The sequence below is a fragment of the Gordonibacter sp. 28C genome (assembly GCF_003339845.1).
GTDB lineage: Bacteria > Actinomycetota > Coriobacteriia > Coriobacteriales > Eggerthellaceae > Gordonibacter.
On the sequence record NZ_PPTR01000002.1, the window covers coordinates 219,421 to 234,814 of the forward strand.

The window sequence follows — 15,394 nt, forward strand, 5'->3', positions numbered from 1 at the left end:
CGGTGCCGCGCGGCCCCGAACGGCCCAGGCCGATTTCGGCTCGACGGCGGGCTCGACGGCGCGGCGAGCGTGCAACTATAGGGGCTTTTGATGCATGCCCCAGGCACGTGCCAAGCGACCACCTTGCCGGCCCGTCGTCAGCGCTTGTCCAGGAACCGCTCCCACGCGCCGAGCTCGGATTCGGCCTGGGCCCTCCCCCGTGCGAAGTTGGCGGCGAGCTTCACCTGGTCGCGCTCGGTGTTCGCGACGCCCTGGTCGTTCGCGTAGAACACGTAGGCGCTGCCCTCGGCCTCCAGGCGCGCGAGCAGGTCGAGCTCGGCGTTGTAGCGCCGAGCCCACGTGTCCAGTGCCGCGCGCATGCGGGGGCGGCGCCAGAAGAACGCGTCGTAGAGGCGGTTGGGGCGCTCGGGACGGCGGAAGCCGCGCGGGCGCGTGCACACGACGAAGAACCGCCGCAGGCCGTCGGCCGTCGCGGCGGGCAGCATGATGCCGGCCCCATCGCCGATGCCGCCGTCGTACAGCGCGCGGCCGTCGATGCGCGCGGGCGGGAACACGATGGGGTAGCTCAGCGAGGCGCGCACGCGCTCCATGAGCGCATCTTGCGTGGGAAAGTCGCCGCGCGCGAAGCGCACGGTCTCGCCGCTGTCGCGGTCGACGGCCTGCAGCGTGAGGCGCGCCGGGTTCGCCTGGAACGCCGCGAAGTCGAACGGCAGCGCGCAGCCGGTTCGCGCCTCGCCGTCGCCGCGCCGCAGCGCCCCGAGGCCGTCCGCGAACGCGAGCGGCGCAAGCCACCAGCGAAACGCAGGTCCCACAAGGCACTCGGTGAACGACGCCTCCGCACGGCGCGCATCGCGCGACAGGTAGTCCGCCGCGTTCGTCGCCCCTGCGGACAGGCCGTACACGTCGTCGAAGAACAGCCCGTTCTCCAGCATCACCGAAAGCGCTCCCGCCGAGTACGAGTTGCGCATGCCGCCGCCCTCGAACACGAGCGCCACGCCGTGCACGGTGCTTTCCATCGTCCGCCCTCCGTCCCTGTCCGCCCTGTCCGTCGCCCGAGCGCCTGCGCGAACCCTACAGGGCCGCGATCTCCTTGCGCACGGCCGGTATGTCGGGCTGCGGTCGAGCAAGGGCGCGGTAGAGCCTCTGGACGTCGCCGCGCAGCGCGATCTCGCGCGGCTCGTTCAGCGCGAAGAACGCTACGCGCAGGTAGAGCTGCAGGTCCTTGGCGCTCTCGAGCTCGTCGACGGGTTCGGCACCGTGGTTCTCGCGGTCGTCCGCGAATGCGACGAGCAGCCCTTTCGTCACGCGGCGCATGCGCGCGAGGCTCTCCCTGCGCGCGCGGCGCGCGGTGACCTGCGGAAGGAACAGGGCCGTGCACACCGCCAGCAGCTCGGCGCACGCCGTGAACCATTCGGGCAGCGAGCCCATCTCCATACGGAGCCTCCTTCCGCAGCGAATCGTTGCAACCGTTCGGCCTTCATGGTACCGAAGGCCCGCTTGCGGCCCGCCGTTCGAGCCGAAGCGTCAACGCGACGTTGGAAGCACGTGGAAAGGGCCGGAAGGCGTCGCCGGTCGCCCGCGGCCGAGCGCTGCGCGGAAAGCGGCGCCGTCGCCGCCATCGTTTGATGTGCATGGGGGCCTACCATAGGTGCGAAGCCCGGCGGAATGCCGGCCATGCGACCGCGTCGCCGAAAGGAGTCGAACATGCAAGCCACGAACGAGATCAGGAACATCCTGGCGAAGGGGCAGGCCGTGTCGGGCGCGAACCCCCTCGCCTTCCTCGACGGCGTGTTGAGCGGAGATCCCCTGGAGGCCCTTGCCGGAGGCGTGGGCACCGCCGACTCGTCGGCGGCGTACGCCAAAGCCGGCAAGCTGCGCACCGAAACGGAGGTCGTGCCGCTTTCCGTTCCGTTCCCCGAGGCCGTGGCCCAGGTGAAAAGCGCGGCGGCCCGCTTGGGAAAGGACCTGTTGGCGTTGCGCGAGGCCCCGACCGCGTTCCCCTTCGTCGCCTACTTCAGCAAAGGCGTTCTGGCCAACCCGACGGTCGTGGTGGTGGAGGTGCGCCCGGCGGGCGACGCCGCGCAGGCCGTGCTCACCGCCTTCACGACGAAGGTGGGGTTCGTGCAGGGCTACTCCTGCTCCAAAGCGCTCGCGAAGTTCGCAAGCCTCTTGCGTTGACGCGGGCGGTCGATCCGGTGCGTCAGGGGCGCGCCAGCAGATCCCGGCTGGTTCGGGCGATGCGGTCGGCAAGGCTGGCGGGGTCCTCGCGGCGCAGCGAGGCCACCTCGGCCAGGGCGCCGCGCAGCAGGCGGGCGAACTCCTCTGGCGGAACGGCTGGACCGCTGGCAGGCGGTTCGTCGGTTTCCAGCAGCAGGCGCTTGGCGGGAACGGCCTGCGCGTAGGCGCGGCCGCGTTTCGACGCCAGCATGTGGGGGCCCACCGAGAAGCGGCAGCCGGCGCGGATGGCGCGCTGCAGCTCGTCGGACGTGCCGGAGAACCAGTGGAAGATGCAGGCGTTCTCGGCTAGGGCGCCCGCGCGCTCCAGCACGTCCAGCACCTTGCCCGCCGATTTCACGGCATGGATCGAGAGCACCTTGCCGCCCTCGGCCGCGCAGGCGCGCGCGATGCGCTCGAACGCGGCGATCTGGGCGTCCCGCGTGGAGGCGTGCGCGGTGCCGAAGTCGAGGCCCACCTCGCCGACGTACCGGGATGCGGCCGCGTTGGCCGCCGCCTGCTCGGCCGCGTCCTCGCCCGCCGGCCCGGCCTCCACCCACCACGGATGCAGGCCGGCGCCCACTCGCACGTTCCCGCACGCGCCCAGCAGGGCGGCGGCGCGCCCGTAGCCTTCGGGCGTCACCGTCACGGACAGGCACCCGACGCCCCGTTCGGCCAACCCGGCCGCCAGTTCGGCGGGGTCTTCCGCGAAGTCAAGGTGGCAATGCAGGTCGAACAGCCCCTCCGTCGACTCCGCAGGAGATCCTTCGACTTCGGCCTTCGGCCGCCGCTCAGGATGACAAGCTGGGGCGGCCTTCGCGTCATCGCTTCGCGACGCCTCCCTGCGCTCGCTTCGCGTGCTCGGGACCTCGACAGTCCGCTGGACTGTCGAATGCTCAGGATGACAAGCGGCGGCCGTCATCGCGCGCTCCCCGCGTCCGCGTCCACACCTGCCAGCTCGCGCAGGACCTCACCGGCGATCATCTGCCCCATGATGGGCGGCACGTACGACGCCGTGCCCAAATTCGACCGCTCGCGCCGGGCGGCCCCCTCGCGCACGGGCACCGGCACCGGCTGCTCGCACGAGTACAGCACGCGCAGGCGGCGGATGCCGCGCTTGCGCCCCTCCTTGCGCATGATGCGGCACAGCGGGCAGTTCACCGTGTCGTACACGTCGGCCGCGCGGAAGCACTCGGGGCGCAGCTTGTTGGCCGCCCCCATGCTGCTGATCAGGCGGATGCCCTGCGCGTCGGCGTACTGGGCGATGGCCAGCTTCGTGGAGACGGTGTCGATGGCGTCCACCACGTAGTCCACCCGGTCGCGGTACGCCCCCAACAGCTCGGGCACGTTCTCCGCCAGCACGAACGCGTCGAGCGGCTCCACGCGCGCCGCCGGGTTGATGTCGGCCACCATGGCGCGCACCACGTCGGTCTTCTTGCGTCCGAGGGTGCTGTGGAAGGCGATGGCCTGCCGGTTGATGTTGCTGGCCTGCACCACGTCGTGGTCGACCACGACCAGGCCGCCCACGCCGCCCCGCGCGAGCGCCTCCACGCAGTTCGAGCCCACGCCGCCCAGGCCCAGCACCATGACGGTGGACGCCGCCAGGCGCTCCACGCCCTCGCGGCCCATGATCAGTTCGAGTTTGGACGTGGCCCCGTCGCCGCCTGCAACCATCGCGATCCTTTCTGTCGGCTCCCCATGGTAGCATTGCGCGCCGCCCCGCGCGACCGGCGCGGCGACGTGCGCGTCAAACGGATATCCCCACCCTCCGCACGTCTTGCGCGAAACGCTCGGCGGCCAGCCCCGCCACCTCGAACATCGCCGCCTTGCCGGGCAGGCGCTCGTTCGCGAAGCGGCACAAGTCGACCGGGAAAGCGCAGTCCGCATCGAGGGGAAACGCCAGCAGCTTGTCCACCAGCACGTTCAAGAAGGCCACCGGGCGGCGGCCGTGCGTCCGCGTCGCCTCCGGCGCGCCGGCGAAGAACAGGTACGCGTCTATCTCGCGCTCGCCGAACCCCGACGCGGCCAGCGCGCGACGAATCGCCTCAACCGCCACGTCCTCCCAGGTGCGCCAATCGGCAGGCTGCATGCAGGCGGCCGCCGCGAACCGGTTGCCCGCGTTCGCCAGAAGCAGCACGTCGCGTCCGCCGAGCGGCACGCGATGCGCCTCCCAGCAGAAGAACAGGTCGTCCACCTCGCCGTACGGCGGACGCGGCAGGCGCAGGAACCGCTGAAGCGGTATGGTGATCCCCAGTTGCATTCCTACCGCCCCGCCTGCAGCCACGCCTCCCAGGAGTCGGCCTCTCGCCGGGCCTGGGCGTAGCCGCGCTCGTAGGCGTCTTGCAGCTTCGCGTAGTCCGTCTCCCGGTTGGTCACGGTCATGCGCTCGGGGTAGAACACGCACGCCGAACCCTCGCGCTCCAAAAGCTCGATCTCGTCGAGCAGGTCGTTGTACGGGCGCCACCGCTCGATGGAGCGCTCGGCCACCAGCGGGTGCTTGCGGAACGCCGCGCGGAACAGCGCCTGGGCGCCCGGCCCCAGGGGCTTCTTGCGATAGCCGCGCTCCTGCGAGCGGATGATGAAGAACCGCTCGAACCCGTCGCGACGCGCCGCGTCCAGAAGGATGCCCCAGCTGGTGCCCAGCCCGCCGTCCAGGTACGTGCGCCCGTCTATCACCGTGAGCGGCATGAACAGCGGCATGCTGGAGCTGGCGCGCACGCGCAGCATCATGTCGTGCATCGTGGGGCAATCGTCCTTCGTCCAGGGCACCGTCTCGCCCGTGTCCCAGTCGAACCCCTCGATGTGCACGTCGGCCTCGTTCGCCGCGAACGTGTCGAAGTCGAACGCCATCACGGCGTCCGTTCCCGCCAGCTCCTCGGCGATGCCCCCGTACAGGTACGGCGCGTTGAAGAAGCCGTCGCCGCGCAGGAAGCTGCGCGCGCCGCCGAAGCGCGGGTCGAGCACCAGGTCCACGAACGACGCCTTCGTCCGGGGAATGTCGCGCGAAACGTAGTTCACCGCATGGCTCGACCCGGCCGAGATGCCGTACGCGCGTCCGAAGCGCAGGCCGCGCTCCAAAAGCGTCACCACCGCGCCCGCCGTGTAGCTGGCGCGCATGCCGCCGCCCTCGATGATGAGCGCGACGTCGGGAATGTTGACCGACAAATCATCCATACGGTCATTATAGCCATCCACGGCGAAATGCTCGGTAACGGATTCCGCAGGGCGCGCGACGACGGGCAAGGATTATACTGAGGGGAAAGCGGGCGCGCGCCCGCAGAGCGAAACGCGCGAGCGAGAGGAACCGAACATGGACAAGCCGATCCTGTACTACTGGGCCCCGTGCCCCACCTGCTCCATCCTGACCCACTTCGCCGAGGAGCACGGCATCGAGCTGGACAAGCGCGACGTGGAGCAGGAGGAGCCCTATCGAGAGCTGCTGGAACTGGGCGGCAACGCCGACCTCATCCCCTACCTGTACGACGAGGGGCGGCTCGTCAACGGCAACGACGAGTGCATGGCGTACCTGACCGAGAAGTACCTCTAGGAAGAGCCCGCCTACGCACGGGCGACCGGCAAGGCGGTTCCCGCCTGGACCGCCGCCTTGCCGGAGGACGCGCTGGAGGCGGAACCGCCCGTCGAACCGGAGGAGGAACCGCCCGTCGAACCCGACCCGCTGCCGGGCTGGTTCGAACCCGACTGCCCGGAACCGGACGACGATCCGTCCGAACCCGGTTTCGAGGCCGGGTCCTGCGAACCGCTGCCGGACTGACCGCCCTCCGTCGACCCGCTTCCGTCTTGGGACCCGCCGGAAGAGCCCGTCGAGCCGGACGATCCAGACGATCCGGACGACCCCTGGTCGCTCCCCGCGTTCGAGGACGCGTCGCCGCTCGAGGACGAGCCCTTCGACGCGTCGCCCGCCGAGTCGTTCGGCGCGGTCGACGCCGCGTCCTTGGAAGCATCCGGGGCACCCTCCGCATCGCCGCCCGCTTTCTGCTCTTGCGGAACGACGAGGGGCGGCGTTTTCGCGCCCACGCCCTGCCCCGTGGTGGCGAGGTCGATGACGACGGCCGACAAGGCCACGGCGGCTACAGCCGATACGACGGACACGATGACCACGCCGCGCTGCACCTTCTTCTTGCGGTCGCGGCGCTCGCGCGCCTTGGCCACCGACGGGTCGCCCCGCAAGGCGGCGTCGTCGGCGCGCGGCGTGCGCGTGCGGCGCGTTGCGGATCCGAGCGGCACGACCGGCTCCGGCACGGCCCCCAGGCGCACCGTCTCCGCAGCGTCCGCCGTCGCGCGGCCGCCGGCCGTCGCCGCGGGGGTTTCCGCCCCCTGCGGCGGCACGTAGCCGGTTTCTCCCGGCTTCAGTTCGCGCAGCTTCTCGGCCGACGCGGTGAGGAACTTCTTGTACAGCTGCGACGCCACGGCCGACACGACGGAGCCCACGGCCACGCCGATGACCGAACCGGCGATGCCGATGCGCGAGGCCAGCAGCATGGAGGTGACGGCCGCGAGCGCGCCCGCGACGACCTGGGCCATCGACAGGTCGTCGAACAGCCTGCCCAGCTTGCCCTTTCCGTCCGTGCTCCGCGCCATGCCGCATCATCCTCTTCCGTCTCGCGTCTGCCTTCGGGGCGCATGCCCCTCTCGAACATACCGCACCTGCGCGCGACGGCTTCTTTTTTCACCCAATTGCTACCGGCCGGCCACAGAATGCCCGCACGGTGTTCTCAACCTGTTCGTATGTCCAGATGACGGGCATGCAGATGCCCGCGTCACCGCGTCGGCCAACGCGGCGAGACCGATATCACGCGCCGCGGGAGAACGGGTCCACGTACAGGCGCATGCCGTCGGGCAGGCGAACGAGACCCGCCTCTTGAAGCACGTCGGCGAACGGCGTGGAGAGCACGGGCAGGCCGTTGAACGCCTCCACCACCAGCTTCTTCCGCGCGCCTTCCGCCCCCTCCCGCCGGATGGTGCGCGCCATGTGCGCGACGAGGGCGACCACGGCATCGCGCAGCGATTCGTCGTCTTGCGTGAACGACAGGACGGAGCGCAGCCCCGCCGTCGCGTACAGCGCGAGCCGGCCGCCGCGCACGACCACGAGGCTCCCCGGACGCCGCGAGGGGCGCGAGGCGCGCTCCTCGTCGCCTTCGGAGGCGTCGGCAACGGCGAGGGGCGGCCACGGAACGCCGGCTCCGAACAGGCTCGCCGGATCGTCGGCCGCAAGCACGACGGTTTCGGGCCCGCGCTGCGGGAGGCGCCCGCCCGAAGCGCCTTCCTCGCCGTCCCCGGCATAGGCGCGCAGCAGGTCCACCGTTTCGCGGGCGGCGAACTGGGCGGGGCCGAGCCCCTTCACGAACACGCCCCGCAGCACGTCGCCGGCGTCTTCCAGAGACCGCAGGACCGGCATGAGCGCGCCCAGGCCGCCGGGCACGCCGGCGAGCACGGCCACGTCGCGCGAGAGCACGCCGTAACGGTCGAGGATGGATTCGACCAGCGCCAAGGCGCGCACGGTGTCGTTCTCCGAAGAGGGCGCGAGCAGCGACCACCGGCCGGAGCAAACCGCCGCCGGCGCGCCGAAGCCCTCCGAGGCAACGCGGGCCGCGCCGCTCCCGGCCGCCGGCGCGACGGCGTAGCGGCGTCCCGAACGCCGGCTGCTCGCACGCCGTTTCGGCGCGGGACGCTGGCGCGCGGCCGAGCTTCCGGCGTCGGCGGCGCGAACCGGCGCGAACGTGTCGTTCGTGGCGCGCCCGCTCCACGCCAGGTCCATGAGCGCCGCGGCAACGGCGGCCTCGTCGACGCGCTCGGGTTCCATCCGACGTCGCACGGCGTCGGCTATCTGGCGGAAGAACAGCCCGTAGCCGCTGCCGAGCGCCTCCACCACCGCCTCCTCCACCGACGGGCCGGAGGCGGCGGGGTCGACGGTCTCGAACGAGCCGTCCTCCGCATCCGGACGCACGGGAGCGAGCGGCGAGTCCGTGGGGTAGAAGGCCACGAGCATCGCCGAGGACTCCGCTTTCCGCTGCGCGGACCGTCCGCGCGCTCGGCCGTCGTCCGAACCGCCGTCGCCCTCGCGGCGGGCGCCCGCCCACACCACGTCGCCCGAGGCGATGAGCTCGTCGAGCATCGAGGGGCGGTAGTCGCGCACGCGGCTGGGGAACACGGAGCCCTCCCATGCCGCAGCCGGCAGGAACACGCCTTCGAACTGGGCAATGACCTGCGCCAACCCGTCGACGCCCTCGAGCGCCGCACCGTCGCCGACGCCCTGCAGGTCCAGCACGTAGCGGACGTAGGCGTCCGGCGGCACCGCGCGCACGGCGGCGCGCGCCTTCGCGAGCGAGAGCGACCGCAAGCGCCGGAACACCTCCGCCGACACCCATCCGCGCTCGCCCTCCCCGCCCGGAGCCTGCCCGAACCGGCCTTGCACGAGCTTGCCCTGCGCAGCCAGGCGATGCAGGCTCTCGCGCGCCACGGCGGGCCCGATGCCGAAGCGGGCCGCAGCCTCCTCGCCGGAGAAGGGTCCGTGCGTGCGCGCGTAGCGCGCGAGCAGGTCGTCCAACGGCGAGCGGTCGTCCGCAGCTTCGAGGAATGCGGCCGGAACCCACGCGGGCACGGCCGTGCCCAGCGCCTCGCGCAAGCGGCCCGCGTCCTCCACGGCCGCCCAGCGCTCCGCGCCGCCTATCGTCGCGACGAACGCGCGCTTCGCGCCTTGCAGCTCCTCGAGCACGGCAAGGGCCTCGTCGAGCGTGGCGTGCGGCGCGGCAATGGCACCGTCATCCTGCGCCTCGTCTGCAGCCGCTGCTTCCCCAGCGCTTTCGGCTGACGCCGCGGGGGATCCTTCGACTCCCTTCGGTCGCTCAGGATGACAAAGGGGGGCTTCGTCCGCAGGGTGGCCGTTGGGGGTATTGTCCGCGCTCGCCGCTTCTCCGACGCTTTCCGGCTGTGCCGGAGCGGGCGCTCCGGAGAGCGCCCCTACGGGGGTTTCCGCTCCGAGCTGCGGATCGTCGCTTTGCGGCGGCTCCAGGCGCAGCGCCGCCTCTTCCGTGGACAGCGGGCCCAGCACGCGCAGCAGGTCGGCCGCGCCTTCCGCGCCGCGGGCGCGGCGGTCGGGGGCCGTGCGCTGCAGCTTCTCCTCCACCTCGGCCACGACGCCGGGGTCGAGCAGCTCCGCCATGTCGGCCGAGCCCAGAAGCTCGCCCAGCAGCGCCGGGTCGAGCGAAAGCAGCGACGCCTGGCGCTCCGCGTGCGGCAGGTCGCCCTGGTACAGGTGCTCGCCCACGTAGCCGAACAGCAGCGGCCCGGCGAAGGGCGACGGGATGCTCGTCTGCGCCTCCACCATGCGCACGGTGCCCGCCGCGAGCCCCTCCATGAGCTCGCGGAGCGCGTCCAGGTCGTACACGTCCTGCAGGCACTCGCGCGCCGTTTCCAACAGAATAGGGAAGTCGCGCTCGCCGCGCGCCGCCTCTAGCAGCTGGCCCGCCTTGAGGCGCTGCTGCCACAGCGGAGCGCGCTTGCCCGGCTGCGTGGGCGACATGAGCAGGGCGCGCGCCGCGCACTCGCGGAACCGCGCGGCGAACAACGCCGTCTTGTCCACCCGGTCCCGCACGACGCGCACGAGCTCCTCGGGGTCGAACACGAACAGCTCCGCGCCCGGCAGGCGCGTCTCGGTCATGGGGATGCGCAGCAGGATGCCGTCGTCGGCGGCCATGGCCTGCGGATCGAAGTTCAGCGTGCTCGTCACGCGGTCCTGCACCGCCATGGCCCACGGCTCGTGCACGCGGCGGCCGTAGGGCGAGTGCAGCATGACGCGCCAGTCGCCCGTCTCGTCCTCGCACCGCTCCACCACGAGCGTCTTGTCGTCGGGCACCGCGCCCGTGGCCGCGCGCTGCGCGCGCACGAGGGCGGCCAGGTTGCGCTGCGCGTCCTCGTCCAAGCCGTCCTCCGCCAGCCGCTCGCGCAGAGCGGGGTCGAGGCGCGACGCCGCGTCGACCAGTAGGTCGGCCTCTCCCGCCGGCTCGTCGTCGATGCCCGCGGCCAGCGCGCGCAGAAACGCCCCCCGGGCCCGCCCCGTCTCGGCGGGACGGCCCACGCCCTCGCCGTGCCAGAACGGCAGGCGCGCCGAGCGGCCCGGCGCCGGCTCCACGATCACGCGGTCGCGCGTGATCTCGCTGATGCGCCACGAGCTGGTGCCGAGCGCGATGATGTCGCCCACGCGCGACTCGTACACCATCTCCTCGTCCAGCTCGCCCACGCGCCGACGGCCCTCGTTGCCGTCGCCCTCGGGCAGCACGACCGAGAACATGCCGCGGTCCGGGATCGTGCCAGCCGCCGTCACGGCCAGGCGCTGGGCGGACGGGCGCGGCGCAAGCTCGCCGCTCTCACGGTCCCACACGATGCGCGGCGCGAACTCGGCCAGGTCGGCCGAGGCGTAGCGGCCGGACAGCATGTCGAGCACCGAGTCGAACGCACGCCGCGGCAGCTCCGAGAACGGAGCGGCCCGTCGCACCGTTTCGTACCAGCCGTCGGCGGTCGCGCCGCCCATGGCCACGGCAGCCACCGTCTGCTGCGCCAGCACGTCAAGCGGGTTGCGCACGAGCGCGGTGGCCTCGATGGAGCCGGCGCGCATGCCCTCGGCCACCACGGCCGCGTCGATGATCTCCGTGCGCGTGCGCGGGTAGATGGAGCCGGCGGAGCGGCCGCCCACCTGGTGGTTCGCGCGCCCGATGCGCTGCAGGCCGCTCGCCACGCTCGGCGGAGCGGCCACCTGCAGCACCAGGTCGATCGAGCCCATGTCGATGCCCAGCTCCAGCGACGAGGTGGCCACCACGCACGGCAGCTCGCCGCTCTTCAGCTCGCGCTCGACCTGCAGGCGCTTCTCCTTCGACACCGAGCCGTGGTGCGCTTTCGCGATGATCTCGGGCGCGCCCTGCGCCAGCTCGCCCGTGGAGCCGAGGTCGGAACGGATGTGCGACGGCGCCCCGCCGTCGGCGCTGCTGCCGGGCTCCAGCAGCCCCTCGCGCTGCGCGTACAGCTCGTTCAGCCGCGCGGTGAGCTTCTCGCACAGCCCGCGCGAGTTCACGAACACGATGGTGGTGCGGTGCGCCAGCACCTCGTCCAGGATGGACGCCTCGATGAGCGGCCAGATGGACGACGACCCCGCGCGGCTGTCGGGCGTGGCGCCCTTCGTCGGCGAGCCGGCCAGGTGCGCCCGCAGAGCCCGGTCCGACTTCCACGCCTGCTCGGCCGGCGCGCGCCGCGGACCGCCGCCGCGCGCCGCGCCCGCACCGCGCGCGTCGGCGCCCGGGAACGCCGGGATGGCGGTCATGTCGCGCACGGGCACCACCACCCGCACGTCCAAATCGGGCTTCCCCTCAGCCGCGATGACGCTCACAGGGTGCGGCCCGCCCAGGAAGCGCGCCGCCTCTTCGCGCGGCCGCACGGTGGCCGAAAGCCCGACGCGCTGCGCGGGGCGCGCGAGCAGGTCGTCCAACCGCTCCAGGCTGAGCGCCAGGTGCGCGCCGCGCTTGTTGCCGGCCAGCGCGTGCACCTCGTCCACGATGACGGTCTCGACGGTGCGCAGCGTCTCGCGCGCCTGCGACGTGAGCATGAGGTAGAGCGATTCCGGCGTGGTGATGAGGATGTCGGGCGGGTTGCGCAGAAGCGAACGACGCTGGTCGGGCGTGGTGTCGCCGGTGCGCATGCCCGTGCGCACGCTCGGGGCCTTCGCGTCCTCGGCGGCGAGCCGCTGGGCGATGCCAGCGAGCGGCGCCTGCAGGTTGCGCTCCACGTCGGCCCCCAGCGCCTTCAGCGGCGACACGTACAGCACCCGCACGCCCTTGGCGGGCTTCGCCGCCGCGGCGACCTCCGCGCTCGCGCGCTCCCCGCGATCCGCGCCCGCCTTCTCGCGCATGAGCGCGTCGATGGCGAACAGGAACGCCGCAAGCGTCTTGCCCGACCCGGTTGGTGCGATGACCAGCGCGTTCTCCCCGCCTTCGATGGCCTCCCATGCCCGCTCCTGCACCGGCGTGGGGCCGGGGAACGCGTCGAGGAACCACCCGCGCACGGCGCCGGAGAACCGGTCGAGCGCGGCGTGGGGCAAGGCGTCGTTCGCAGCGTCCATGGGCTTTCGCCACTCCCTTCCGTCGGCGATCAAGCGGCAACTTCCATCTTAGCGCAAGCGCCTTGTCCGAAGCCCCACGCAACCCACCTGTTGCAAAACGCCCCCTCCGCGCCGCCCTCCGGGGTTGCCGAAAATCCACAGCGATCGGAGCCCGACGCCTACGACACGATCTCGAATCCCTCCGCGTCCAGCTCGGGCGCGCCCGCGGCCCGGCGGCGCTCCACCAGCCGGCGCGCCGCGGGGATGGAGGCCAGCAGCGCGGCGCCCATGACCACGGACGCGACGATCACCATGATCCACACGGGCGCGAACGACAGGTACGCGTCGAACATCACGCCCGAGATCACCGCGCCCGCGGCGGCGCCCAAAAGCTCGAACGCCGTCACGATGCCCGTGACGGTGCCAAGGTCCTTCTTGCCGTACTCCTTCACCACCATGATGGGCGGCGCCACCGTGCCCATGCACGTGGCGAACCCGAAGAACAGGCACGCGAGGATCGGGCCCCAATCGGTGGCCGGGAACAGCAGCATGGCGCCCGCCAGCACCGACGTGAGGGTGCCCAGCACCGTGCCCGCCCGCATGCCGAAGCGGTCGTAGATGGCCCCGAGCGCGATCTTCGCCACGATGACGACGGCCAGGTAGAACGACCACACCGAACCGGCCCACAACACGGAGTGCCCGCCGGTCACCACCTCCGTGCCGCCCACCGTCACGCTCGTCATGTTCGCGATGGAGTTCGTGATGATGCACCCGTTCGTCACGCCCATGGCCACGAAGCCCACCACCAGCAGCCAGAACGCGGCGCTCTTGCGCAGCGCCTTCCAACCCACCGACACCGTGACCGGCTCGTCGGGCGAGCGGTCGGCCTTCTGCTTCTCGACTTGGCCCGCGCCGTAGGGCTTGAGGCCCTTGTCGCTCGGCCGCGTGCGGAACGCGACCACCGCCAACGGCAGCGCCGCCACCAGGCACACCACGGCCAGCAGCAAAAACGCCGAGCGCCAACCGGACGCCTCGATCATGGCGCTCGTGGCCGGCGAGAGCACTACGCCGCCGATACCCGACCCCGAGAGGGCGATGGACACGGCCAGCCCGCGCTTGAGCGTGAACCAGTTCGAAATGATCACCGACACCAGCAGGCGCGTGCCGGCCACCACCACCATGCCGGCGACGACGCACAGCGCGTACAGCTGCCACAGCTGCGTGATGAACGACAGTCCCACGAGCACCACCGAGCTGGTGAGCACCGTCACCGCGCCCAGCACGCGCGCTGAGCACTTGTCCGTGAGCTTGCCGATGACGAGCGACGCGAACACCGCCACCACCGTGGTTATGGACACGCCCGTGTTGAACTGCCCCACCGTGAGCCCCAGATCCTGCACGATGTGCGTCTGGAACAGCGGGATGCAGTTCACGAACACCGTGTAGCACGTGGCCATGATCAGCAAGCCGCCGATCACGATCCACCACCCGTAGAAGAACCTCCCCTGCTTGCGTGCCGCCGCGTCTGCCATGTTCCATCCTTCGCTTTCCGGCGCCCGCCGCTGCGAGCGCGCTTCCCTATCCCGCCTTGCCCGCCGTGCGCACCCGCCCGTCGGGCCCGGCTACTCCCCCAGCTGGTCCAAATGACGGATGAGCTCGGTGTAGAACCCCACGCCGCGCTTGTACGAGTCCACGTCCAGGTTCTCGTCCTGCCCGTGGACGCGGGAGCGCTGGTCGCCCTTGAACAGGAAGCCCGCGAAACGGTACGTGCGCGGGCAGACGCGCGCGAAATGGCGCGCGTCGCTGCAGCCGGACTGCACGTAGGGCGCGATGCCGGCCGCGGGGTACACGGCGTGGATGACGCGGCGCAGGTAGTCGAACGCCGGATCGTTCTCGAACGGTGAGACGGGCGAGGGCTCGCTCACCTCGAACAGCGAGAACTCGGTCTGGTCGTCGAAGCGCTCCTTTATGCGGGAGAAGGCCTCGTCCACCGTCTCGCCCGGATCCACGCGCACGTTCACCGTGGCGTGCGCCTGCTTGGGAATGATGTTGTGCGCCGGCGCCCCTTCGAGCTGCGTGAGCGCGTAGGTGGTGCGCACCATGGCCGCCGTCTCGGAGCCGCCCTTCATGATGCGCACGACGACGGGCCGGAAGAGCCAGAGGTTGCCGAACACGATGCGCAGGGCGAAGCCGCCGTGCGCCACCAGCTCCCGAAGCATGGCCGCCACCGGTTCGGACAGCTTCGAAGCCGGCGGGTTCTTCTGCAGCGCGTCCAACCCCGCCACGAGCTTCGCCGTGGCGTCCTTTAGCGAGGGCGTGGCGGCGTGGCCCCCCTCGGAGTTCGTGGTCACGCTCGTGTTGAACACGCCCTTCTCCGACACGCCCACGACGGCGAACTGGCCCTTCACGCCAAGCGGCGGGTTGTCGATGACCGCGCCGCCCTCGTCGAGCACCAGGTACGGCACCCGGCCCGCGTCCCGCAGGCGCTCGACCATGTGGGGCGCCGTGTCGCCGCCGTCCTCCTCGGTGTTCGACGAGAAGAAGTAGACGTCGCGCGGCGGCACGTAGCCCTCGGCCAGCAGGCGCTCGGCGGACTCCATGAGGGCGGCCCACACGCACTTCGTGTCCACGGCGCCGCGCGCGAACACCCTGCCGTCCTCGACGTCGGCGGCGAAGGGGTCGTGCGTCCAGCCCTCGGGGTCGGCCGCCACCACGTCGTGGTGGGCCATGAGCACGACGGGGGCGAGCTCGCGGTTCGAGCCCTTCCACAGAAGCGAGATGCCGTAGCCGTCCACCAGCTCCAGCTCCAGATGCTCGAACACGCCGGGATACAGCCGGCGCAGTTTGGGCACGAACCCGTCGAAGGCCGTGCGGTCGGCGTCCGGGTTGCGCAGGTCCCACACGGTGGCGCTGCGCAACAGCTCGCGGAAGCGCTCCACCGCCGCGTCGTCGCCCTGCACGTCGCTTTCCGGCAGCGGGTCGACCACGGGCGTGGGCTTCAAGCGCGCCGCGTTCGCCACGAGGACCGCCGCCAAAACGACGACGATCGCCAAGATAACCAAGAGTGCAACCATG

The 15,394-nt window shown here is 71.7% G+C and carries 12 protein-coding genes; 2 read left to right on the forward strand and 10 right to left on the reverse strand.

Annotated features, from left to right (window positions below; translation table 11 throughout):
- Window positions 1–137: 137 nt before the first annotated feature.
- Both C1878_RS03325 and C1878_RS03330 read right to left on the reverse strand, forming a co-directional pair.
- A complete protein-coding gene (locus C1878_RS03325) occupies window positions 138–1,016 on the reverse strand; it encodes a patatin family protein (RefSeq protein ID WP_114600289.1) in 879 nt (292 codons plus the stop codon).
- A 55-nt stretch (window positions 1,017–1,071) separates the two neighbouring features.
- Window positions 1,072–1,434, reverse strand: a complete 363-nt coding sequence (locus tag C1878_RS03330) for a transcriptional regulator (protein WP_114600290.1) — start codon at window positions 1,432–1,434, stop codon at window positions 1,072–1,074.
- 270 nt (window positions 1,435–1,704) lie between these two features.
- Here C1878_RS03330 and C1878_RS03335 point away from each other — a divergent pair, with 270 nt between their 5' ends.
- Window positions 1,705–2,178 carry a hypothetical protein gene (locus C1878_RS03335; RefSeq protein ID WP_114600291.1) on the forward strand — a complete coding sequence of 158 codons (474 nt, stop codon included), beginning with the start codon at window positions 1,705–1,707 and terminating at the stop codon, window positions 2,176–2,178.
- A gap of 22 nt (window positions 2,179–2,200) precedes the next feature.
- Here the strand turns inward: C1878_RS03335 and C1878_RS03340 are convergent, their stop codons facing one another.
- The 4 genes from C1878_RS03340 to C1878_RS03355 all read right to left on the reverse strand — a co-directional run bounded on the left by C1878_RS03340 (window position 2,201) and on the right by C1878_RS03355 (window position 5,388).
- Entirely contained in the window at window positions 2,201–3,136 is a 936-nt protein-coding gene (locus tag C1878_RS03340; RefSeq protein WP_114600292.1) for a TatD family hydrolase, read from the reverse strand.
- Window positions 3,133–3,888 (reverse strand): ThiF family adenylyltransferase, encoded by a 756-nt coding sequence (locus tag C1878_RS03345; protein WP_114600293.1) that lies wholly within the window; start codon window positions 3,886–3,888, stop codon window positions 3,133–3,135. The genes C1878_RS03340 and C1878_RS03345 overlap by 4 nt, the downstream gene beginning before the upstream one ends.
- Window positions 3,889–3,961: 73 nt before the next feature.
- Window positions 3,962–4,474: a hypothetical protein gene (locus C1878_RS03350; RefSeq protein WP_114600294.1), complete on the reverse strand. Its 513-nt coding sequence runs from the start codon at window positions 4,472–4,474 to the stop codon at window positions 3,962–3,964.
- Window positions 4,475–4,476: 2 nt separating this feature from the next.
- Window positions 4,477–5,388 (reverse strand): patatin family protein, encoded by a 912-nt coding sequence (locus C1878_RS03355; RefSeq protein WP_114600295.1) that lies wholly within the window; start codon window positions 5,386–5,388, stop codon window positions 4,477–4,479.
- Between the two features lie 136 nt (window positions 5,389–5,524).
- Here C1878_RS03355 and C1878_RS03360 point away from each other — a divergent pair, with 136 nt between their 5' ends.
- Entirely contained in the window at window positions 5,525–5,761 is a 237-nt protein-coding gene (locus C1878_RS03360; protein ID WP_114600296.1) for a hypothetical protein, read from the forward strand.
- Between the two features lie 11 nt (window positions 5,762–5,772).
- Here C1878_RS03360 and C1878_RS03365 read toward each other — a convergent pair whose 3' ends face one another.
- The 4 genes from C1878_RS03365 to C1878_RS03380 form a co-directional block, all read right to left on the reverse strand.
- Window positions 5,773–6,813, reverse strand: coding sequence for a hypothetical protein (locus C1878_RS03365; protein WP_114600297.1), 1,041 nt, complete (start codon window positions 6,811–6,813; stop codon window positions 5,773–5,775).
- 211 nt (window positions 6,814–7,024) lie between these two features.
- Complete coding sequence (locus C1878_RS16810; protein ID WP_114600298.1) at window positions 7,025–12,340, reverse strand: DEAD/DEAH box helicase; 5,316 nt, start codon at window positions 12,338–12,340, stop codon at window positions 7,025–7,027.
- Between the two features lie 158 nt (window positions 12,341–12,498).
- On the reverse strand, window positions 12,499–13,851 hold the full coding sequence (locus C1878_RS03375) for an MFS transporter (protein WP_114600299.1): 1,353 nt from the start codon (window positions 13,849–13,851) through the stop codon (window positions 12,499–12,501).
- A 90-nt stretch (window positions 13,852–13,941) separates the two neighbouring features.
- Window positions 13,942–15,393 (reverse strand): M20/M25/M40 family metallo-hydrolase, encoded by a 1,452-nt coding sequence (locus tag C1878_RS03380; protein WP_114600300.1) that lies wholly within the window; start codon window positions 15,391–15,393, stop codon window positions 13,942–13,944.
- Window position 15,394: the final 1 nt, after the last annotated feature.

Excerpts from the sequence above, each read along its gene's own strand:
- C1878_RS03360 (WP_114600296.1), top strand. The coding sequence starts at position 5,525 with ATGGACAAGCCGATCCTGTACTACTGGGCCCCGTGCCCCACCTGCTCC.
- C1878_RS03335 (WP_114600291.1), top strand. The coding sequence starts at position 1,705 with ATGCAAGCCACGAACGAGATCAGGAACATCCTGGCGAAGGGGCAGGCC.
- C1878_RS03355 (WP_114600295.1), bottom strand. The coding sequence starts at position 5,388 with ATGGATGATTTGTCGGTCAACATTCCCGACGTCGCGCTCATCATCGAG.
- C1878_RS03325 (WP_114600289.1), bottom strand. The coding sequence starts at position 1,016 with ATGGAAAGCACCGTGCACGGCGTGGCGCTCGTGTTCGAGGGCGGCGGC.
- C1878_RS16810 (WP_114600298.1), bottom strand. The coding sequence starts at position 12,340 with ATGGACGCTGCGAACGACGCCTTGCCCCACGCCGCGCTCGACCGGTTC.
- C1878_RS03380 (WP_114600300.1), bottom strand. The coding sequence starts at position 15,393 with ATGGTTGCACTCTTGGTTATCTTGGCGATCGTCGTCGTTTTGGCGGCG.
- C1878_RS03340 (WP_114600292.1), bottom strand. The coding sequence starts at position 3,136 with ATGACGGCCGCCGCTTGTCATCCTGAGCATTCGACAGTCCAGCGGACT.
- C1878_RS03330 (WP_114600290.1), bottom strand. The coding sequence starts at position 1,434 with ATGGAGATGGGCTCGCTGCCCGAATGGTTCACGGCGTGCGCCGAGCTG.
- C1878_RS03375 (WP_114600299.1), bottom strand. The coding sequence starts at position 13,851 with ATGGCAGACGCGGCGGCACGCAAGCAGGGGAGGTTCTTCTACGGGTGG.
- C1878_RS03350 (WP_114600294.1), bottom strand. The coding sequence starts at position 4,474 with ATGCAACTGGGGATCACCATACCGCTTCAGCGGTTCCTGCGCCTGCCG.
- C1878_RS03365 (WP_114600297.1), bottom strand. The coding sequence starts at position 6,813 with ATGGCGCGGAGCACGGACGGAAAGGGCAAGCTGGGCAGGCTGTTCGAC.
- C1878_RS03345 (WP_114600293.1), bottom strand. The coding sequence starts at position 3,888 with ATGGTTGCAGGCGGCGACGGGGCCACGTCCAAACTCGAACTGATCATG.